At 65.9% G+C, this 20,927-nt stretch carries 21 protein-coding genes; 5 read left to right on the top strand and 16 right to left on the bottom strand.

The window, feature by feature from the left end; genetic code table 11:
* Positions 1-308 precede the first annotated feature (308 nt).
* On the bottom strand, positions 309-995 hold the full coding sequence (locus ACN675_RS04995; RefSeq protein WP_420749809.1) for a TetR/AcrR family transcriptional regulator: 687 nt from the start codon (positions 993-995) through the stop codon (positions 309-311).
* Between the two features lie 105 nt (positions 996-1,100).
* Between ACN675_RS04995 and ACN675_RS04990 the strand changes: the two genes are divergently transcribed.
* A complete protein-coding gene (locus ACN675_RS04990; RefSeq protein ID WP_420749808.1) occupies positions 1,101-2,546 on the top strand; it encodes an MFS transporter in 1,446 nt (481 codons plus the stop codon).
* A gap of 27 nt (positions 2,547-2,573) precedes the next feature.
* Here the strand turns inward: ACN675_RS04990 and ACN675_RS04985 are convergent, their stop codons facing one another.
* Positions 2,574-3,194: a TetR-like C-terminal domain-containing protein gene (locus tag ACN675_RS04985; protein WP_420749807.1), complete on the bottom strand. Its 621-nt coding sequence runs from the start codon at positions 3,192-3,194 to the stop codon at positions 2,574-2,576.
* 94 nt (positions 3,195-3,288) lie between these two features.
* Here ACN675_RS04985 and ACN675_RS04980 point away from each other — a divergent pair, with 94 nt between their 5' ends.
* Genes ACN675_RS04980 through ACN675_RS04970 form a run of 3 tightly spaced genes read left to right on the top strand, consistent with a single transcriptional unit; the run spans position 3,289 to position 6,643 of the window.
* Positions 3,289-4,623, top strand: coding sequence for a carboxylesterase family protein (locus ACN675_RS04980; protein WP_420749806.1), 1,335 nt, complete (start codon positions 3,289-3,291; stop codon positions 4,621-4,623).
* Between the two features lie 28 nt (positions 4,624-4,651).
* On the top strand, positions 4,652-5,791 hold the full coding sequence (locus ACN675_RS04975) for an FAD-dependent oxidoreductase (protein WP_420749805.1): 1,140 nt from the start codon (positions 4,652-4,654) through the stop codon (positions 5,789-5,791).
* Between the two features lie 21 nt (positions 5,792-5,812).
* On the top strand, positions 5,813-6,643 hold the full coding sequence (locus ACN675_RS04970; protein WP_420749849.1) for an alpha/beta fold hydrolase: 831 nt from the start codon (positions 5,813-5,815) through the stop codon (positions 6,641-6,643).
* A 79-nt stretch (positions 6,644-6,722) separates the two neighbouring features.
* On the opposite strand, the gene ACN675_RS04965 is transcribed toward ACN675_RS04970, so the two are convergent.
* The 3 genes from ACN675_RS04965 to ACN675_RS04955 form a co-directional block, all read right to left on the bottom strand.
* Entirely contained in the window at positions 6,723-8,096 is a 1,374-nt protein-coding gene (locus ACN675_RS04965; protein ID WP_420749804.1) for an MFS transporter, read from the bottom strand.
* A gap of 144 nt (positions 8,097-8,240) precedes the next feature.
* On the bottom strand, positions 8,241-8,723 hold the full coding sequence (locus tag ACN675_RS04960; protein ID WP_420749803.1) for an aromatic-ring-hydroxylating dioxygenase subunit beta: 483 nt from the start codon (positions 8,721-8,723) through the stop codon (positions 8,241-8,243).
* Complete coding sequence (locus ACN675_RS04955) at positions 8,713-9,915, bottom strand: aromatic ring-hydroxylating oxygenase subunit alpha (protein WP_420749802.1); 1,203 nt, start codon at positions 9,913-9,915, stop codon at positions 8,713-8,715. The genes ACN675_RS04960 and ACN675_RS04955 overlap by 11 nt, the downstream gene beginning before the upstream one ends.
* 191 nt (positions 9,916-10,106) lie before the next feature.
* On the opposite strand from ACN675_RS04955, the gene ACN675_RS04950 reads away from it, so the two are divergent.
* Positions 10,107-10,907, top strand: coding sequence for an SDR family NAD(P)-dependent oxidoreductase (locus ACN675_RS04950; RefSeq protein ID WP_420749801.1), 801 nt, complete (start codon positions 10,107-10,109; stop codon positions 10,905-10,907).
* Positions 10,908-10,999: 92 nt separating this feature from the next.
* On the opposite strand, the gene ACN675_RS04945 is transcribed toward ACN675_RS04950, so the two are convergent.
* The 11 genes from ACN675_RS04945 to ACN675_RS04895 form a co-directional block, all read right to left on the bottom strand.
* Entirely contained in the window at positions 11,000-11,563 is a 564-nt protein-coding gene (locus ACN675_RS04945) for an NADPH-dependent FMN reductase (RefSeq protein WP_420749800.1), read from the bottom strand.
* Between the two features lie 20 nt (positions 11,564-11,583).
* Complete coding sequence (locus ACN675_RS04940) at positions 11,584-12,474, bottom strand: VOC family protein (RefSeq protein ID WP_420749799.1); 891 nt, start codon at positions 12,472-12,474, stop codon at positions 11,584-11,586.
* Between the two features lie 80 nt (positions 12,475-12,554).
* Complete coding sequence (locus ACN675_RS04935) at positions 12,555-13,727, bottom strand: acyl-CoA dehydrogenase family protein (RefSeq protein ID WP_420749798.1); 1,173 nt, start codon at positions 13,725-13,727, stop codon at positions 12,555-12,557.
* A gap of 75 nt (positions 13,728-13,802) precedes the next feature.
* Positions 13,803-14,372, bottom strand: coding sequence for an aromatic-ring-hydroxylating dioxygenase subunit beta (locus ACN675_RS04930; RefSeq protein ID WP_420749797.1), 570 nt, complete (start codon positions 14,370-14,372; stop codon positions 13,803-13,805).
* The gene (locus ACN675_RS04925; RefSeq protein WP_420749796.1) at positions 14,369-15,697 is read right to left on the bottom strand and encodes an aromatic ring-hydroxylating dioxygenase subunit alpha; all 1,329 of its coding nucleotides are present in this window, start codon (positions 15,695-15,697) and stop codon (positions 14,369-14,371) included. Before ACN675_RS04925 ends, ACN675_RS04930 begins: the two co-directional genes overlap by 4 nt.
* Positions 15,698-15,835: 138 nt before the next feature.
* Positions 15,836-16,168, bottom strand: a complete 333-nt coding sequence (locus ACN675_RS04920) for a non-heme iron oxygenase ferredoxin subunit (protein WP_420749795.1) — start codon at positions 16,166-16,168, stop codon at positions 15,836-15,838.
* Between the two features lie 27 nt (positions 16,169-16,195).
* A complete protein-coding gene (locus tag ACN675_RS04915; RefSeq protein ID WP_420749794.1) occupies positions 16,196-17,443 on the bottom strand; it encodes an NAD(P)/FAD-dependent oxidoreductase in 1,248 nt (415 codons plus the stop codon).
* Between the two features lie 54 nt (positions 17,444-17,497).
* Positions 17,498-18,388, bottom strand: a complete 891-nt coding sequence (locus ACN675_RS04910) for a VOC family protein (RefSeq protein WP_420749793.1) — start codon at positions 18,386-18,388, stop codon at positions 17,498-17,500.
* A gap of 135 nt (positions 18,389-18,523) precedes the next feature.
* Positions 18,524-19,375: an alpha/beta fold hydrolase gene (locus tag ACN675_RS04905; protein WP_420749792.1), complete on the bottom strand. Its 852-nt coding sequence runs from the start codon at positions 19,373-19,375 to the stop codon at positions 18,524-18,526.
* 25 nt (positions 19,376-19,400) lie between these two features.
* Entirely contained in the window at positions 19,401-20,048 is a 648-nt protein-coding gene (locus ACN675_RS04900; RefSeq protein WP_420749791.1) for a peptidase C15, read from the bottom strand.
* Positions 20,045-20,806 carry an alpha/beta fold hydrolase gene (locus tag ACN675_RS04895; protein WP_420749790.1) on the bottom strand — a complete coding sequence of 254 codons (762 nt, stop codon included), beginning with the start codon at positions 20,804-20,806 and terminating at the stop codon, positions 20,045-20,047. Before ACN675_RS04895 ends, ACN675_RS04900 begins: the two co-directional genes overlap by 4 nt.
* Positions 20,807-20,927: the final 121 nt, after the last annotated feature.

Raw genomic sequence — 20,927 nt, 5'->3', positions numbered from 1 at the left:
ATGCCAGTAGGGCACCGTGGTTCTCCGGGGCCCGATCGGGCAGGGCGACACCGGCGCCGCGGTTGTCACGAGAAGAGGTGATCACCGAGCCGCGAGGGTCGACCTCGCGGCGACATGAGTGGTCGTCCGATCATGGGATACCTTCCGCCGCTGTGGACTCACCGGATCTGGTGTCCACATCCGCTCGTGAGGGTGCAGTGTTGTGGCGCCGGCCTCACCCAGGCAACGGTGTCGGTCCGCCTGGCGGAACGTTGCGCGGGTTTCCGTTCCACGACGCGGGTTTCGTGGCGCAACGATGGTGCGTGAGGTCAGGAAGCCGGTGATGGTCCGGTGCCGCCGTACCGGGCAAGATATCCCTCGATCATGATCTGCAGTCCGTCGATGTAGTCCTCACGCGTCGTTCCGGACGGCCAGTCCTCCGCCACCGCGTGCAGTGCCGGCAGCCGCTCGGGACCTGCCTCGCGAATCTTGGCGGCCAGCGGAGTGATGTCCTCCGCAGGTGCTGGCATGCGGAGATTCAGCAGCGCGCCGAGGGTGTAGTTCCACAGTGCGCGGTAGAACAGCAGCGCGCGCCGCGGGCTCATGCCGAGCTCCAGCCCAGCGGCGATCGCGTGGTCTACGAGAACGAGCGCGCCGGCTCCGCCGCGGCCTCCGCGCTCGAGGAGTTCGAGGATCCAGGATTCGGCGGCGAGCGTGTCGAAGATCGCTACGAAGATCTCGCACATCCGGATTCTGGGGACCTGGGACAGTGAGATGTCCTCGAGTCCCCGGGAATATTCGTCGAGTACTCGGTCGAGTAGCTGTTCTTTGTCGCCGACGTGCCGGTACAGCGCCATCGGTGTGGTGCCGAGGTGTTTGGCGAGCGCCCGCATGCTGAGTGAGGCCAGGCCGCCCTGTTCGAGTTGAGCTCGGGCCGCGGCGACGACCCGGTCCGCGGACAACCGAGGGGGTCGTCCGCGGCGAGGCGTGCCGTGATCGGCAGCGGGTGTGGCCATCCGCTCATTGTGCCCGACGGCGGAGGTCGAAGGCCTTGCCGGACCGTGGGGTCGTAGGGTAGACCGCTTCATTATGAGAACGCGTATACAAATTAGGAGACTGTCGTGACGACTCTCCCTGCATCCCCATCCGTCCGATCTGGACTTGTACTCACGGCCGCCGCGGCGGCGCAGTTCCTCGTCGCCTTCGACATGTCGGTCATCAACGTTGCGCTGCCGGACATCCAACGCTCGTTGGGTTTCACGGACACGGATCTCTCGTGGGTCGTCAACGCGTACGCACTGGCGTTCGGAGGCTTGCTTCTGCTCGGCGGTCGGTTGTGCGACGTGGCCGGGACGCGCCGCATCCTCGTCGCCGGACTGCTGGTGTTCGGGGCCGTCAGCGTCGCTGGTACGTGCGCACCGACCGCAAGCCTGCTCGTCGCGGCCCGCGCGGTGCAGGGAGTCGGGGCCGCGATGATCGCCCCCGCCGGTCTGGCCGCGCTCAGTCAGGCATTCCCGGACGGGGCCGCCCGGGCGCGGGCGTTCGGGGTCGGCGCGATGAGTTCGGCGCTCGGCGGTGCGCTGGGTGTGGTTCTCAGCGGTGTACTCACTCAGGTCCTGGGCTGGCGCTGGGTGATGTTCGCCGGTGCCCCGGTGGCATTGGTCGCTGCTGCGGCGGCCGCGCGCGGATTCGGGCGCGTGCCCGCACGGCCGGGCGGCGGCACCCTGGACGTGCCGGGCGCGATCCTGGCCACCGCGGCCCTGACCGTTTTGGTCGGCACGGTCGGCGTCACGGACACCCAGGGATGGGGCTCGCGGGTCGTACTCGGCGGCACGGTGGCCGCCCTCGCCCTGTTCGTTGCGTTCGTCGTGGTGGAGCGCCGGACCCCGAATCCGCTGGTGCGCTTCTCCACGTTGCTACGGCCCAGGATCGGCCTCGCGAACGCGATCATGTGCGTGCTGTGCGCCGGGCAGTTCGGCGCGTTCTTCTTCGTTTCGCTGTACATGCAGCGCGGCCTCGGATACTCGCCCGCCGTGACCGGCGTGGCCTTCCTACCGTTCTGCGCGGGTCTCGTCGTCGGCATCGTTGCATCGTCCGGCCTGTTGCCCCGAATCGGACCTCGCCCGCTGCTGATCGTCGGTACCGCGATCGCTGCCGCCGGTGCGTGGGGGTTCTCGATGATGTCCGCGGACGGCGGGTACGTCGCGACGGTGCTGCTGCCGTCGCTCGCTACGAGCATCGGCATAGGACTGTCGTTCATGCCCTTGAGCAATGTCGCGACGGCAGACGCGCCGGACGGGGAGGTCGGTATGGCGGCCGGTATGTTGAGTGCGTCCCGTCAGATCGGCGGTTCAGTCGGTCTTGCCGGCCTGGTCAGCATCGCGGCGGCGGCGACTGCCGCCGCGGCGCCTTCCGGCGCATCCGCGCTCGTGGCCGGCTACTCGCACGCGCTGTCGATCTGCGCGGTGCTACTGCTCGCGGGCACGATGCTCGCGCTGTTCTTCCCGTCGTCCTCACGGCCGAAGCGCGCACGGCCAGGAGCCGGGTCGGCGAAACCGCGAACCTGACCGACTGCAGTCGGGGCGGAACGGAGATTAATTTTCGCTCTTGGCCTTTGCGAGTGCACCGGGACGCACGATGCCTGTGAGGACGAGGGCCACCGCCTCGTCCGGAAGTCGCGCGGGGATCTCGTCACCCAGATGCGTGACGTACAGATGGATCAGACCGCCCAACGTCAGAACGACGAGCCGGGCATCGGCGTCGGGATCGACCTCGCCGCGCCGCTTGCCGCGTTCGATGATCACCTCCGCGGCGGAGAGCCGCTGCACCCAGAAGTCGCGGCGCGCGGCTTCGACCTCAGGGTCGGTATCGGAGACGACAGTGCCCCGGATCAGTGCGATACCTGCGGGTGTCCGCGCAAAACGCGCGAGGTCGGCCGTAAACAACTCGAGATCCGATCTGGTCGAGCCGGTATCGGGGATCGGGACCTCGGCGGCAGTCCGGGACACCAATGCGTCGACGAGCAGGCGCGGCAACGTCTTCCACCGCCGGTACAGGGACGTCTCGTGCACTCCTACGTCTGCCGCGATGTCAGCGATGCGGACGTTGTCGATCCCGACGCGTTCGATACGGGCGATCGTCGCGTCCAGCACCCGGGCACGCAACTTCGCCCCGCGCACCGCAATCCGCCTGCCGTCGTCCGAGGAGGTAACCATACAACGATTATCGCAAGAACACTTGCGTTATGCGCCCTGCCCCTCTTACCGTGTTGCTATCGCAAGTCAACTTGCGATAGAAGGTGAGGACGCAATGGGCCACGTGACAGCCCCCTCCGGACAGTGGCGCGGTACCACCGCCAACGGTGTCACCGTTCACCACGGCATCCGCTACGCACGCGCTGCGCGTTTCGAACAACCCCGCCGGGAACCGGCCCACCGCGAGGTCATCGACGCCACCATCCCGGGGCCGGTCGCCCCGCAGTTGCCGTCCCGACTCGAGGCCGTCATGGGGGCACCGGCACCCCTCGCCCAGTCGGAGGACTGCCTGACCGTGACGGTCACCGCGCCGGCCGGAGCAGACCCGGGATCCTGCCCGGTACTGGTGTGGTTGCACGGTGGCGCGTACCTCTCGGGCAGCGGACAGTGGAATCTCTACGCCGCCGACCGACTGGTCCGCGAGACCGGGATCGTCGTCGTGGCGGTCGGGTACCGCCTCGGCGTCCTCGGCTACCTCGAAGCCCCGGGAATCTCAGCCGGAAATTTGGGATTGCTCGATCAGATCACGGCTTTGGAGTGGGTCCGCGACAACATCACCGCATTCGGCGGCGACCCCGCGCGCGTGACGGTCTCGGGGCAGTCGGCGGGGGCACAGTCGGTCGTCGCGATGCTCGGCATCGAGCGAGCGCGTGCCACGTTCACGCAGGCGATCGTGCAGAGCGCGCCACTGGGTCTCCCTTTCCACGGCCACGACGAGGCGCAGCGGGTCGCCGGCGTGTTTCTGGACGAGCTGCGAGGCGACCCGCATCGCGCCGATATCGCGGATCTCCTGGCCGCCCAGGACCGCACGGCCCGCCGGCTCGCCGGCCCGGCCGCCCTCAACTCGGCACCTCCCCTGCTTCCGGTATACGACACCGATCCGCTTCCGGCACGACGACAGTGGCAGGACGCCGTGGTGCGTGGCGCCGACGGGCTGCGCGTCCTGATCGGTACCACGGCCGACGAAATGGAAGCATTCTACGGCCAACACCCCGTGTTCTCCGCCGTGCGGCGGGTGCCCATTGTCGGTCCCCGCCTCGTGGCCGGTGTGCAGCAACTCGTGCAGCACAAGGTCTTCGATGCGCCGGCGGACCGGTTCGCCGACCTACTTACCGACGCCGGTGCCGATGTCCGCTGCTTCCGTTTCCACCGCCTGCATCCGTCGAACCCTTTCGGCGCATGCCACTGCATCGAGCTTCCGTTGTTGTTCGGTAGCGACGAGGCATGGCGCGACGCCCCCATGCTCCATCCGCTGTCACCCGACGACGCAGCCTCGATAGGCGCCCGCACCCGCCGGTACTGGGGTGAATTCGTCCGCAGCGGCGACATCAGCGACACGACCTGGCCGCGACACCGGACGGGATCCGGTTCCCGGCACGCACTCCCCTGATCACGCGCCCTAATCAGAAAGGCCGCTCATGGACAGTCGGCACGCAACCGTTATCGGTGCGGGGATAGGCGGTTTGACCGCAGCTTCCGCCCTGGCCCGCCGGGGCTGGACAGTTCGTCTCCACGAACGGCAGGCCGAGATCCGGGCTGTAGGCGCGGGAATCTACGTCTGGGACAACGGCCTGTTCGCGCTCGACTCGATCGGAGCGTTCGACGACGCGACGTACGGAGCGCACATGGGCCCGGCTGTCGAGGCTCGTACCCACACGGGAGATCTGCTCTACCGCATCGACATCAACGGGGCGGACCGGCCCCGCTGCTACACACTGCTGCGCGAGCGACTCGTTGCCGCCCTGGTGCGGTCGGCACGCGAGAGCGGGGTCGACATCGTCACCGGCTCGGGTGCCACCGCAGTCCGCCCTGACGGCACAGTCGAATTCGACGGTCGCGCCACCGAGCAGTCAGACCTCGTGGTGGTCGCGGACGGCGTCCACTCCCGGCTGCGGGACAGCATCGATCTGGCGTACCGGAGGATCCGGATGACGCAGGGTGCCGCCCGCCTCATGATCCCGGCCTCGCCGGATTACTTCCCAGCCGAGGACGCAGTCAAGCATCTCGAGTTCTTCCGGGGACGCCGTCGCCTGCTGTACACGCCGTGCACACCGGATTTGATCTACCTCGCGCTGGTGTGCGACGCGGACGACCCCGCCATCCGCGGTTCCCGCCTCGACGTGCCGCTGTGGCAGCACAGCTTTCCCGTGCTCACGCAGCTCTTGGCCGCGACATCTGACATCAGGATTCGCTGGGACACATTCGAATACGTGCGCATGTCGGCGTGGTCTCGGGGGGCGGTGGCGTTCCTCGGGGACGCCGCGCACGCGCAACCGCCCTATCTAGGGCAGGGCGGCGGAACTGCCATGACCAACGCCGTGGCACTGGCCGACGCCGTGAGTCGGCCGGGTCGGGAACCGGCCGATGCACTGACCGTGTGGGAGCGGGACATGCGTCCCGGCACCGAACGCACACAACGCACGTCCTATCGGATGCGTCTGCTGAATTCGGTACCCGACCGCGTGCGCAACCCGTTGTTGACCGCCGCCGGCCGTGTGTCCGCCTTCACCGAATCGCAGCTCGCCGCCACCCGACTTCGTCCGACCATCAACACCTAGAGGATCAGGAGACCAACCATGATCAACACCATGACCGTCAACGGGGTGCAGATCGCGTTCGACGACCAGGGGCTCGCACCCGGCCCCGCGATCGTCCTTCTCACCGGCTGGGCACACGACCATCGGGCCTACAACCGGCTGCTGCCGCATCTGCTGCCGGACCACCGGGTGATCCGGGTCTGCTGGCGCGGGCACGGCCCCGACCGTACCCCGGTTGGTGACTTCGGCGTCGCCGAGCAGACTGCCGATACGATCGCTCTGCTCGACGCACTCGAGATCGAGTCTTTCGTACCGGTCGCACACGCCCACGGTGGCTGGGCGGCCCTCGATATCGCCGACGCGCTCGGAGCTCAGCGGGTACCCCAGGTGATGATCCTCGACTTGATCATGACTCCGCCCCCACCGGAGTTCGTCGCAGGCCTGCACGCTATTCAGCAGCGCGAGACGTGGTTGGCCGGCCGCGAGGGTCTCGTGCAGTCGTGGCTGGCGGGCAGCAGTGACGAAGCGGTGCGGTACCACATGGAACACGAGTGCGGGGGCTTCGCGTTCGACATGTGGTCACGAGCCTGCCGCGTCATCGAGAACGCCTACGACACCTGGGGTTCCCCGATGGGGCGCATGGAGCGATTGGTCGAACCGCGACCTATCCGGCACGTGTTCTCCCATCCCAAGGTTCCTGAGTACGACCAATTGCACGAGGAGTTCCGCTCCCGCAACCCGTGGTTCAGCTATACCCGGCTCAACGGGCAGACCCATTTTCCCGGCCTCGAGCTCCCGGACCGGGTAGCGCGCGAACTTCACGACCTGCTCGGCACCCCGCCACACCCGTCACCCGCCGGCGCGCACGCGTGACGGCTCCGCGGGTGGCCGTCGGACTGCAGGCCGACGGCCACCCGCGGCGGCATTTCCGTTACGACGCGATGTTATTCGGTCAGGAACTTCCGGTGACAGCCTCGTCCCCGGTCCGGGCGGGCAGAGCCTCCGAATCGGTCACTGCCTCGCCCCGCACGTGGCGCCACAGCACGAACGTGGCGACCGCGCCGATCAGCATGGGCACTGCGGACCAGAAGTACAGGGCCCGTGGGCTGGCGACCAGCAGCGCGTAGCCGACCGCGATGGGGGCCGAGATGGAAAACAACCGGCCGATCCCGAGCATCCATCCGAGCGCGGTCGATCGATTCCGAACCGGATACAGCGGTGGTACCACCGCCATGAGCGCGGTGATCGCGATGAACGTGAACAGGCCGATGACGACAGTCAACGCGATGGCAACACCCGTGTAGGAGAAAACGGACGCGAAGACGACGATGGCGACACCGGTGACGACCATCGCTATCCACAGCAGCTTCTGCGCGGAGATCCGCAGCGACGACGCTCCGAAGGCGAGCGCACCGAACACGCCACCGAGGCTGAGGATGAGCCCGGCCGTCGTACCGAGCTGCGCACTACCGCTCGAGTCCTTGATCAGCTGCGGTGTCCAGAAACTCGCGAAGTAGAATGTCGCCATCACACACGAGTACGCGACCCACGACAGGACGGTGCGCACGTACATCCGCTGCTCGAACAGTCCCTGAATCGACCCGGTGGAGACTGCCTTCGCTGCCAACACGGGCCGGGCCTCCGGATCGACGTCCGGGTTGCACAGTTTCGCCGCAAGCACGGCCAGCTTCGCTCGGTCATCGGGCGTGTTGCGGGTGACAAGGAATTCAATGGATTCGGGGATCAAGGTCCAGGTGAGAACGAATGCCGCACCGGTGATCACGGCACCGAAGACGAACATCGCCTGCCACGCGCCGCCGAACGCGCCGATCAGGAGGGAACCGATGAATCCACCGACCAGCGAACCGAGGGGAAACCCGATCGTGTAGACGCCCATGACCGCATTCCGGCGTTTCTCGGACGAGTACTCCTGCACCAGCACCGTCAGGCTCGCGGTCATCCCGCCGATGCCTAGGCCGGTGACGAGTCTTGCCGCCGTCAGCATTTCGACGTTCGGAGCCGCGGCCGAGGCCACCAGGCCGACGAAGTTGACCAGCAGGCACCACAGCACCAGCGCTCGGCGACCGAATCGGTCACCGAGTGGGGAGAGCAGTAGCGACCCGATCGCCATGCCCGCCAGACCGGCGCTGAGCAGGTAGCCCTTCTGTGCACTGCTGTCGAAGAATCCGTCGGGTAGGTGCGGCAGGACGAAACCCATGACGAATACGTCGAATCCGTCGATGGTCAGGACCAGGAGGCAGGCCGTCAGTGCCAGGTACTGGAAGCGGCTCAGGGGCGACTTCCGGATCGCGGTTGCGATATCCATCGGGTGGTTCCATTCGGTGTGGGGGAAACTGACTCAGTTGGGTGATGGTCGAGTGACGCCTCCCTCCCCACTCGACGAGCATCTCCCGGGTGGAGCTCGTCACCCCGGGCAATCGGTTCAGGTCCGCGTGCCGGGGGTGACGAATCAGAGCGGGTAGACGAGGTACCGTGCGGGCATGCTGTCCAGCCGCACCGCGCGGCTCACGAACTGCGCGCCGTCGACAGAGATCTCGACCACGTCCTCGTAGTATCCGGTGGCCAGCAGACCGGACAGAGAATCGTTCTCGGTGAAGCTGACGTGGAAGTTCGCCCGTACCTCCCACCGGTTCTCCGCGACCTGCGCGGCATGGGTGCGCTGGGTGACGTGGCGTGTGCGGTACGGTTCGATCGTCCCTGCCCAGACCTCGGTGATGAACTTGACCCGGTCCAGGATTCGTGCGCGATTGTCGTCGTACATGTAGGCCAGCGGCAGACCGCGTCGGATGTTGTCGAGCGTGTGCACCGTGTAGCTGCACTCATCCGCGAACAAATCGGGCCACCGATCCCAGTCTTGCTCGTCGAGCACCTGGGCGTAGCACCCTAGCAACGCGTCGATCGCGCGCATCTCGTTGGAAGTTTCAGTGATCAAAACCCATCACCTCCCGGTAGTAGGCCCAGCCGACGGTGTTGCCGATCTCGTCGTTCTGGGTGGCATCCTCGGGACGACCGTCCACGCCCTTGACGAACCGGGCGAGTGTGCCGTCCGCGGCGGTCATCTGCTGCCGATTGAACACGGCGGCGTCCTCGATGGTGATGAAGCCACTCGGCCCCAGCAGATTCGAAGCTTGTCGAACCCGGTGTTCGCGGTACTCGTCGGTGTCGCTGACGTGCCCGAAGAACGCATAGCTCACCTCGGTGCGATCCACACCGCGGGGTCGGGCGAACCGCACATTGATCGTGTCGACGTGCTTGGTCATCACGGTCACCGGCCGCAGTGCCACGACCCGCGCCCGGTCATCGGTGCCGCGAAACTGAACCACACTGGGATCCGCCAGATAGCCGTTGTCCACATAGGGTGTGCTCTGGTAGCCGACCGAGAAATGACCAACGGGCTGGGTGATCCTCACGTCACCTTTGCCGCCCTGCCAACCCAGGATCCGGAAGCCGGTGTGCAGGAGTGGTGCGTGGTAGAAGTCGTTGTCGAAGTAGGTCTTCCAGTTCGCCTTGTACACAACCTTCTGGTAGCCGAGCAGCGTCAGATCACCGTCGTCGATCAGGCAGTCGCGAATCGGCTCGGCAACCTCTCCCAGAAAAGTCTCCAAAAGCGGAGTCTCGGGATGGCGGGTGACGAAGACCAGGCCGGCCATCTCGGACACCCGCAGCTCCGGCAGCCCGTAGTCCTTGCGGTCGAAATCCGATCGGAACTCCCGCTCCCCGGGTGCTCCGCAGAACTCGCCTCCGTTGTTGAACAGCCATCGGTGGTACGGGCATTGGAACTCGGTGGCGACCCCCACCTCGCGCTGCTCCAGCAACGTCCCGCGGTGCGTACAGGTGTTGACGAACGCGCGAATCCGATCGTCGGAACCACGGCTGACGAGGATCGGAATCTCCCCCAGCCAGGTCGTCTTGAAACTGTTGATCTCGGCCAGTTCGGCGCGATGCGCAACCGGGTGCCAGTACGGGCCGTAGAAGATGCGTTCGAGTTCCTCACGGTAGACGAGAGGATCGGAGAAGATCTCCTTCGGGATGTCGAGTGGGTTGGTGAATCGCGCTGCGATCGACGCACGTACCTGTTCGTAGTCGGTCGCGGATTCGGGTTCGGATATGGTGGTGTTCACCATGTGAGGGGCCTCCGCATCGAATGGTCCTCGGAAACAAGATGTTCGAGTGTGCCGGTGACAGTATCCGGGTGATTCCGGCGCTCGGAACGGGCGGTCGCCGATGTCGCCGATCCTATGGTTCCATTCAATTCCGGTCAACCCTGCAATAGCACGAAATCCGTTGTACCACAGGATAGAAAAGGAGAATTGACATGTCGTCACCGAGTATGCATCAGCCATTTCGGGGCCGAACGGCCGTCGTCACCGCCGCGGGCGCCGGCATCGGCCGCGCCATCGCGGTCGAGTGGTCCGCGCGGGGCGGTGCCGTTGTGGCCGCCGACGTGGACATCAGGGCGGCCCGCGCGACGGCCGCGCAGATCCGTGACCGCGGGGGCGAGTGCATCGCGGTCGCCGCCGACGTCACCGATTCCAGTGCCGTACCGGACGTGGTGGATGCCGCGTTGGCCGACTACGATCGCGTGGACGCGCTGTTCAACGTTGCCGGCGCGAGCCTGCCGAAACGAGTCGACGAGATGGACGACGCCGACTGGTATCGCGTGATCGACCTCAATCTGACGTCGGTGTACCGAGCCTCGAAGCACGTCATTCCGCAGCTGCGGCGCGTCGGAGGCGGCAGTATCGTCAACATCTCGTCGACGGCAGGGATTCTCGCCGAGAATCGTTGTTCCGCATACAGTGCCGCCAAAGCCGGTGTCCTGATGCTCACCCGGAACATGGCGATGGACTACGCCCCAGACAACATCCGGGTCAACGCCGTCTGCCCGGGTAGCACGATGACTCCCCGGATCAAGGACTACCTGGAGCGCGTGCCCGGGCACGGTTCGCTCCTGGACGGTCTGTGCCCGATGAATCGGTATGCAGAGCCCGAGGAAATCGCCCGTCCTGCAGTGTTTCTCGCGTCGGACGAGGCCAGCTACATCACGGGCGCCACCCTGGCCGTAGACGGTGGGCTCACTGCCGGAAAGCACTTCGCGATCTTCGAGGATGCCTGACCGGGTCCCGCACGCGCTACGCCCTGGTGTTCGGCGCCGAACACCAGGGCGTAGCGGTTACCAACGGGCGCGGTGTCCCAACGCCCGTCGGCCTATACCGCCCGGCCGAGCACCCGGCCGAGCACGCACACTTCGCTGCCGACTGTGCGCAGTTGGAAGTCGACTCGCGGATCGGGCGGCCCGTCGGAACCGAGCCGGGTGACCGACGAGTTGATTGCCGCGCCGAGCGGAGTGGGCCAACCCCGCAGTGCGTGGACGATGCTGCGCAGCGTCTGCAGGGTGGTCACCGCGGCCTGCCAGCCGTACGCAGTGGTGATACACCCCACTGCCCGTCCCGACAGGTACGGCCGTTCGTCCTCGCGCAGCTCCTCCACGTAGTCGAGGGCGTTCTTGACCAGACCCGACACCGAGCCGTGGTACCCCGGCGACGCGATGATCACCCCGTCCGCGAGGCGCAGTGCATCAACGAGGCGGTCGGATTCCGCGCACCGCGGGCGTCCGGGATCGTACATGGGCAGACGGGCGAGCACGTCGTTGCCGAACATCTCGGTTCGTGCCCCGGCGTCGGCGGCGGCGGCCAGCGCGATCTGCAGGGCCGTCTCGGTCGACGACCGCGTCTGCATCGTGCCGCCCAACCCCACGATGTACGGTTCCATCGGTCAGTTCACCGTCCTCATCAAACCATCTTCATGAGGCCGTCGTGACCCCATGCGAAGCCGGATCCGAGCGAATAGTTCTCCGCCGTCCAGTTCTCCGGATCCACCGTGCGCGGTCCCCACCCGTACTCGAAATGCCAACCGGAGGGATTGCGGAAATAGAACGAGAAGACATGGTCGTTCTGGTGGCGTCCCGTGGATGTACTGGTGATACCTCGTTCGAGGCACAGGTCGTAGCTGTGCCCCACATCGTCCATGCTGACGGTCTCGAACATCACGTGCTGGATGCGCCGCGGCGCTCCCGGGATGTGCATGAACGCGAGGGAATGGTGTCGGCGGTTGCAGTGCAGGAACACTGCGAACGGTCCGACCTGGGGAATGTGCGCGAAGTCGGTGACTCCGAAACCCAATACGCGCGAATAGAATCCGGCTGCGCCGACGACATCGTCGGCGTACAGGACGACATGCCCCATACCCATCTCGCCCGTGTTGAAGCCGGCGAGGTCGCGGGCAGGGCGGAACCGCGGCATGAAGACCGTCTCGTGGCCGAGGACAAGTTCCATCCGCACGCCGGAGTACGGGCACGTGAAGTACACGAAGTCCATGACGCGACGGTCGGCGGCCTCCTCGGGTGTACCCGCGGTCACCTCGACACCGGCCAGTTCCAGTGCGGCTGCGGCGGATTCGAGTGCGTCCCGGGAAGGGACGTCCCATCCCACGTACGCGACGTCGTCCTCATGTCCGGACCGCACCGCAATCCGGTGGTGTCGGTCGTCGGCGCGGACGTAGAGCAGGCTCTCCTCGCTGTCCCGCGACACCTCCAATCCGAGCACTTCCGTCGCGTAACGCTTCCATGCGGGAACATCGCTCGACGTCCCCACAACGTAACTGAGCTGGCTGACTGCGGCCATGATGTGTTTCTTCCTCTCGAAGCCCGGTTGTCGGGGTCCTGATTTGTCGGGATCTGGGGCCTGCCGGATGTGGGTACAGCTCAGAACACGGCGAGCTTGGGATCGCGTTCGAGACCGAGGACCATCCGGCCGTAGTGCTGGTCGTTGGCACGGGTGAACGAGACGTGGCTGGCCATCATGCGGATGTCTCGCCACTTCTGCTGCATCGGACTGGCCTCCTTGAACGCGGACGTGCCGCTGAGACGAAACAGCCGGTCGACCAGTCCAGTGAGCAGCTCCGCGACGCGGTTGTAGTCGCGCAGAATCTGCGCACGATCGGCGAGTTCGAGGCTGGTGGATGTGCGGGCAGCCGTCAGAACCCGGCGGATCGCAAGCCGCGCCAGATCGAGGTCGGCGGCGGCCTGCGCGATCGCCTCCTGGACGATCTCCGATCCCGCCGTCTGTGCCCGTCCGCGCGCCCACTCGACGAAGTGGTCGTAGGCGTCGAGTGCCGTCCCCATCATCGGGCCGAGGAACGTCAGACCGGCGTGCAGCGCAAGCGGCTGACGATAGAGCGGCCCATGATTGACTTCACGGCCCGGCCCGTCGCCCGCGACCAGTGCTGTCGCAGGCAACACGTATCCATCCGGAACGAACACGTCGTCGACCACGATCGTCTTGCTGCCGGTACCGCGCATCCCGGCCGCATACCAGTCGTCGTCGATCGTGAAGTCACCCTTTCGCACCAGGAAGTGATGGTTCGCCGCCCGGCCATCGTTCTTGATGAGCCCACTCACGACCACCCAGTCCGCATGATCGACACCACTGGCGAAGCCGTGCCGGCCGGTCAGTCGGTAGCCGCCTTCGACCTTCTGTACCGTCGCGGCGGGAGCGAGCGACGCGGCGATACATGTATCCGGGCCGTCCTCCCACACCGCATCCTGCGCACACTGCGGGAAGAACCCGACCATGTGGGCGTCGTGCGGCAGCAGCGCCGCGCACCACGCTGTCGACGCGCACGCGCGCCCGAGTTCCACGGACACGTCGTACATCGTGTCGAGCGTCAGCTCGTCACCGCCGTACCGGCGCGGGGCCAGGATCCTACCTCCCAACCCGGCGCCGATGAGCTCCTCGATCGATTCACGCGGCACCGCACGCAACATCTCGGTGCGCCGCGTGCGCTCACGGATCGCCGGCGCGAGCGCACGCGCGCGCTCGACGAGCTCTTCGTGCAGCGCCAGACCCGTCGGGTTCTCGATGTCGCTGACTACCATGGCATTCCATCTCCTTCTTCGGCCGCGATGCGGCCGAGACATCACGCTCGGAGCCCATCGAGAGCCGAGCAGGTCCTAGAACAGCACGCTCAGATTCTTCGATTGCACTACGTTCTGGTCCAGCAGAATCGTGCGCTTGGCGATCTTGAATCCCTCGTCGACGACCCGCAGCACGTCCCGCCGCTCACCGGCCCAGATGTCGGTCTCGGATTCGAGCCGGTTGCGGTAGACCAGGAAGTTCGACCACACGTCGTATTCCTGCGGCGTGCCGGCCGGCGCGTCGTTCGCGACGCTCGGGGACACACGCACGTTCGTGACGAGATGCCGGCACCGTGACGGCGGATCTTCCGCCCAATGCGTGCCCGACTGCATTTGGTTCACCCGGATGCGCAGCGAATCGAAATCGTCGTAGAAGTGCGCCATCTCGATACCCCGGGGTACCTCGTCCTGGTCTCGCTGGCGGCGCAACCGATTCTTGCGCACCGGCATCCAGTACAGGATGTCGTCGGCGAACAGCTCCAGCCAACGATCCCACTGCCAGTGGTCGAGCAGCTGCGCCTCGGTGAACAGGAATTGCTCGATGCGGTGCTGCAGCACCACGCGTTCGAGTTCCCCGGCGGTCACGGTATTCGCGTCGACGGTCATCGAGCACCTCCCGCCGTCCGGGCGGTCGACGCGGGCTGCGGCCGGCTGTCGGCACCGCGTTCCTCCGGCGGGATCACCGGCCACGTCTCGCTGGTCATGAACTCCAGCCAGCGCCGGTAGAATCCGCGCTGCCCCGCCTCACCGAAGAACGAGTCGTAGTACTCGCCCGGCATTTCGGGATGGTCGCCGCCGGTGCCCAGACCCATCTCGTAGTTCCATGCCATCTTCCGCGCCTGGTAGCCCTGCTCCAGGATGGCACCGATCATGCCCCAGTTCTCGCCGTCGTCCGTCTCCACGACGCCGGCAGCACCTTCGGTGAACGACGCGGAAACCTGCTGGGCTCGCTTCGCCTCCTCCGGCGCGTTCTTCTCCACGACAGTGAAGGACCAGATTTCGAACTTGTTGGGTCCCTTCGGATGCCATACACGGATGTTGGCCGATCCGGGTAGACCGGCGAAGTTCGGGAAAGCATTGAAATTGGCGACCATGTCGGCACGGTCGCCGACCCGCTCGCGGGCGATGCGGCGCTTGTTCTCGTTGTACTGGCCCAGTGGATCGTCCGAGAACCGGGTGTGGCGCTCGAACAGGAAGCTCTCACCATGGCCTTCACGCAGCGATACGTGCGCCCCGTCCTTGGCCTCGAAACCGGGCCCGAACGACAGCAGCGACGACAGGTGACTCGTCGTGGCGTGGTAGGTGTCGCCGGCGAACTGCTCGGCGGCGAGCTTCCAGTTGGCGTTGATAGTCCACTTGATCGCCCCGGGAAGAACCTCGATGCCGCCCTCGGCGTGGTCGACCCAGCCGTCGATGTAGTACTTCAGGTCACCCAGGTACTCGTGCAGCGGCGGTGCCGTTGGGTCGAAGTTGCCGAAGATCAGCCCCTTGTAGCTGTCGATTTGGGCCACCTGGATCAGGCCGTTGTCCTCGAGCGACAACCTGTTGTAGTACGCGTCGTCGAGGTTCGGCACGCCGACGAGCTTGCCGGCGCTGTCGTACGTCCACCCGTGGTAGGTGCACATGAACGAACGGGTGTTGCCCTCCTCGGCACGGCAGACCCGCATGCCCCGATGCCGGCAGACGTTGAGGAACGCTCGGACGCTGCCGTCGGGCTGGCGTGTCACCAGCACCGGGTCGCCGCCCATGTAGGTGGCGAAGAAGTCGTGGGGCTCCGGGATCATGCTGTCGTGCGCCAGGAACAACCACGAACGTCCGAAAATGCGTTCTTGCTCCAGCTTGTAGATTTCGTCGCTGACGAAGATCTCGGGTCCGACGATACCCTCTTTCCAGTTCACCAGCGATTGCAGATGGTCGGCGTCAACGGCCACGATATTCCCCTATCTCTCTCAGGGTTCGGCACGGAAGACGATGCGCCTTCCGGCATCTGGGTGGGTGTCCGACCTGCACCGCGCTCACTTTGTGCAGTCCAGGTCGATCCACTCGTTCTGGGTTTTCGAACAGCGACGTCAGTCCTCGAGCACGACATAGACCACGCCGTCGATCACTTCCACGTCGTACCTGGCCAGCGGGACGGTCGCCGGGGGCGCCGTGACCGCTCCTGTCCGGATGCAGAACTTCGCGAAGTGCCAGCCGCACTCGATCTGGTCACCGTCGATGTAGCCCTCGTCGGCGAGCGACGATTTGTCGTGCGAGCACCAGTCCGCGGTGGCGTAGAACTCGCCGTCGATGTTGTACACGGCGATCGGTGGACGTGTGTCGACTCGGATTACGTTGCCGGGTTCGAGATCTGTGACCGCGCAGGCACGCACCACATTTCTCGAAGTCTCCGTGCTTGCCATGGTTTTCCTCCTCCTACCTATGCACTCCTACCGAGGTACGACGGTTGCGGGTGACGGGGCGTCGTCGAGCGTGCGCAGGTCCACGGACGGGTCGGCGAGCAGCGCCGGATCGGGGCGCATCCGTTTGTCGATCATGGTCATGGCGGTCCGGATGTCCCGCCGTCGGTTGACGCCGATCGCCGCGGTCACCGCTCCGTCACGGAGATAGAACTGGGCGAAGTCCATCTCTTCCGGATCGCCCCGAATGATCACCGTGTCGTCTGCTCGGGCACGACCGGCAGCCTGGACATTGATTTCCCCCTGGTCGGACCAGAACCAAGGCACGTCACGGAAGGGTTCGCGGTGCCCGAGCATCGATCGGGCTGTCGCGATGCCCTGGTTCTGTGCGTTCTGCCAGTGTTCGAGCCGCACCTGGCCCCCCGCGAACTCGTTGGGACCGCACGCCACATCGCCGGCGGCGAACACGCCCGGAAGCGACGTCTCGCCGAACTCGTCGACAAGGATCCCGTTGCCGACCTCGATGCCGCTGTCGCGCGCGAGATCGTCCACCGGTACCACGCCGATGCCGATCACGACCAGGTCGGCATCGACAACCGTGCCGTCGGCGGTGTGCACCCGACGAACCCGATGATCACCCTCGATGCGCGTCACGTCGGCGTTCGTGTGGATGGCCACCCCCTGGTCGCGATGCCACTGTGCCAACCGATCGCCGACACGGCTGCCGAGGGCACGGCGGAGCAGCGCGTCGTCACGCTCGAGCACGGTGACCGTGTTTCCGAGTGCCACCGCAGCCGCGGCGAGCTCCATCCCGATCAACCCGCCGCCGACGATGACGACGGATCCTCCGACCTGCATACCGTCACGGACGGCGAGCGCGTCGTCGACGGTGCGCAGGAAGTGCACGCCGTCGAGTTCCATCCCCGGGATGTCCGGGCGGCGTGGTGCCGTGCCGGTGCAGATCAATACCTTGTCCCCGCGGATCACCGACCCGGTGTCGAGACGGATACGGCGCTCGTGGGGGTCGATATGGGTCGCCCGGGTCCCGAGGAGCAGTTCGATATCGTTGTTGTGGTAGTACTCCGGATCACGGAGCAGGATGTCCTCTGGTGTCCGGCCGCCGAGGATCAGCTCCTTGGAAAGTGGTGGGCGATCGTACGGGAGACGATGCTCGGACCCGACGAGGACGACGCGACCGTCGAATCCCTCGGTGCGGAGCGTCTCGACTGCTCGTGTGCCGGCCAGGCTCGCGCCGACCACGACGTAGGTTTCGGTCATCTCGGTATCTCTGTCGTATCGATTGTGCGTGTAGATGCGATGGGTGTTTCGGGGTCAGGACTCGCTGTCGGTGTCGGGCCGGTCCCGGTGGTGCCCCCAGAGACTGGTGGCGTCGTAGTTGGTCACTCGCCAGGTCGTGTCGTCGACCAGCCGCCCGTCGTAGCCGTACTCGACCTCGGATCCTGACGGGTTCTTCATGAAGAAGGAGATCGCTCGGTCGTTCGTGTGCCGCCCCAGCGTCTCGGTCAGGGTGACTCCGCGGCTGTCGACCTCGTCGAGGGTGCGCCCGACGTCGTCGATGTCGTCTACCTCGAGCATGAAGTGCCCCAGCGCGGGTGCCAACTCTTCATTCTGCACGAACGCAAGGCTGTGGTGACGGGGGTTGACGTGCAGGAAATGCACTTTCCGGCCGTGGAATTCGATCGTGTCGCTCAACCGGAATCCGAGTGAGCCGAGATAGAACTCCTTGGCCGCGTCCAGGTCGGTCACGAAGAAGAAGACGTGCCCCAACCCGAGATCGCCGGTGACGAACCGGACGCCGCGCGGCGAGACGAACGGGTACTTCGGGATGTGGGGCCCGTAGAAGAACTCGAGCCGGTGGCCGTCGGGATCGACGCATCGGATCAAGCCCTCGACCCGACGTTCCTGGGCGCACGCCTGATCCTCCTCGACGGTGACGCCGGCCGCCGAGAGACGGTCGCCGAGATCGTCGAGTGCCCGCCGATTCGCGACCTCCCATCCGATGTATGCCGCACCGCCGGTCTCGCCCTGATGGATCGCGAACCTCCAGGACTGCTCGTCGGCCCGGAGCAGCACGGTGTCGCTCTCCACACCGATCTTCTCTGAAACATTCTGCAACCCAAGAACTTCAGTTCCGTATGTGCGCCAGTCGTCCAGTTTCTCCGCATACAGGCCCAGGTACCCGAGTCCGACGATTTCGGTCATGATCGCGTGTTGCCTTCCTAATATCTGCCGTGGGACATGAGCCCGGTTCCGGCTGTCCGCGTCCAGCTTCGAGGTTCGATGTCGTTGCGACAATGCCTCCGATCCGCCCACCGGAACACCCGGGATGCAAGCAATTCACTCTCTCAACGAGAGGAATGTCCGTACGGCTGCGACGAATTCGCGGGGACGTTCGAACGGCGGCCAGTGCCCGCACTCGTTGAGCACGACCAGATCCGCATTCGGTAGATGGCTCAGCAGCAGAAGCGCGCCCTCGAGCGGCACCATTCGGTCGTGCCGGCCGTGGACGACCAGGATGGGAACCGTGACCGACGGCAGCGCATGGAGATTGCCGCGCGGCACACTGGTCGAGCGGGACCATGCTTCGGCGTGTTCGGGTTCACGGCACCGCCACCGGTACATCCGGTCGACGAGATCGTCGTCGACGAGGGCGGTGTCGTGCAGCAGTGCCCGCAGCAGGCGGGCGATGCGATCCCGATCGGGCCGGCCGCTCTGACATTCGTCGAACAGTCGCGCCACTTCGGTGGGGGCCGGGGCGAGCAGATACGGGTCCCCGCCGGTGGAGGCACTGCAGCCACCGATCACCAGCCCGGTCACCCGCTCCGGCGCGGTCAACGCGAGGTCCAGCCCGACCGTTCCGCCGGTTGACACACCGATCACCGTCACGGCATCGAGACCGAGTTCGTCGAGGACGGCTACCGCGTTGCGTACATACAGGTCGTGTACCGGTTCGTGGAACTCACGGGGGCCGCTGCGCCCGAAGTTGGGATAATCCACGACGATGCAGCGGTGATCGGTGGCGAGGTCGGCGAGGACCCTCTGATAGACCAACCAACCGGTCGTGCCCGGCAGTGGACCGAACGCCGGGTTGATCAGCAGGGGTTTTCCCACACCGACGTCGTGGTAGTGGACGGTACCTCCGTCCACCTGCAGCGTGCGGCTTCCCCAGTTCTCCGACAGCTCCGACACGGTGTCCCTCTCCCTAACCGTCAACTCAGCTGATCGCGCCCGCACCGAGACGCAGGTCCGGACCGTCGTGCTGTGCCGACACCGAGATCGCCACCAGCACCGCCTGTTCGAGTAGAGCGAGCGGCATCGACGGCAGCGGCGTCGTATCCCCGGTAGCCCGAGCTGGAACCACCGGTATGTGCACCATCCCGGCCCGCACCTCCGTGCCCGCCGTGAGATGTCGAGCGAGATAGAATGTTTGGTTGCACAGGTACGTGCCTGCCGTGTTGGACACGTACCCCGGAAGGCCGGCGCGGTGCCAGCTATCCATAACCGCCTTGACCGGAAGCGTGGCCAGATACGCGGGGGGCCCACCCACGACAACCGGCTCGTCAATCGGCGTGCTGCCGTCGGTGTCGGGAATCGGAAAGTCCCGAACGTTGAGCGCCACGCGTTCGAGCGCGGGCGCGGTGCGGCCAGGAGCCACCCCTGTCACCACCACGACGTCCGGGCGCGCCCGATCGAGTGCCGAGACGAGTGCGGACTCCACCGTGGCAGTGTTCACCGGTAGCACGGACCCGACGATTCGGTGGTCGCCGACCTGTCGTCCGTCGAGGCGGCGCGCGATCGCGCCGCTCGGATTGTCGGTCTCCTCGGCATAATCCCCGAAGCCGGTGACGAGAACGGTGCTCATCCCGCGGGCACCGTCGCACACCGGTCCTGGAAGGCCGCGAATTCGGTGACGAACCACTCGGGACGTTCCAGCATGACCGACGACTGTGTCAGCCCGGGTGCGATGAACAGTTCGGTGTTCGGGGCCTGCTTGTGCCAGATGAACGCGTCGTCGACCGGGTGGATCGAGTCGTCGAGATCGCCGCGGCACACGAGGGTGGGAACGTCGATCTCCGACAGATGCGGCCGGAGGGTGAAGTATTCCTGGAACTCGGCGGTGCTGCGCGTGGCGGCGTAGAACGCCACGGCATCACGCCAGTCGTCCCCGTGGAGCTGTTGCCATTCGCGCGCCTGATCGCTGTCCGGATCGACTTCGGTGAAAACCGAATTGAGAGACGCATTCCCACTGTTGCTCAAGCCGACGATGGGGGCATCCACCGTGAGCGTGCGCACGCGGGCCGCGTCGTCGAGCACGAGCCGCCCGGCGATCCGCGAGCCCAGGGAGACACCGGCCACATGCACCCTATCGAGGCCGAGAAGGTCCAGCAGGCGCCACAGATCCTCCACCCAGACCTGCGGGCGTTCGAGCGGCGCGACCCGGGCACTCCGACCGAGTCCCCGCAAGTCCGGCACGATCATTCTGTACCTACGGGCCAACTGCGACACGAGATCGCCGAACCAGCGCCCGGATGCCGCAGCGCCGTGGATGAGCAGGACCGGATCACCCTGCCCTTGATCCTCGTAATGGATTTCGACACCGTCGATTTCCACAGTAGCCATGAGTGTGTATCCCCTTTCGGAATCCAGACTGTCGGGGCATCAGGCTGGTGCGGAGCGCCGCAGACGGCAATGCCAGTGTTCCGCCTGATGGTCCGAACGACCCGACGATCCGGCGATGTTC

The organism is Rhodococcus sp. O3 (assembly GCF_048897285.1).
Taxonomy (GTDB): domain Bacteria; phylum Actinomycetota; class Actinomycetes; order Mycobacteriales; family Mycobacteriaceae; genus Rhodococcus.
This window is presented reverse-complemented; position numbering and strand designations above follow the sequence as displayed.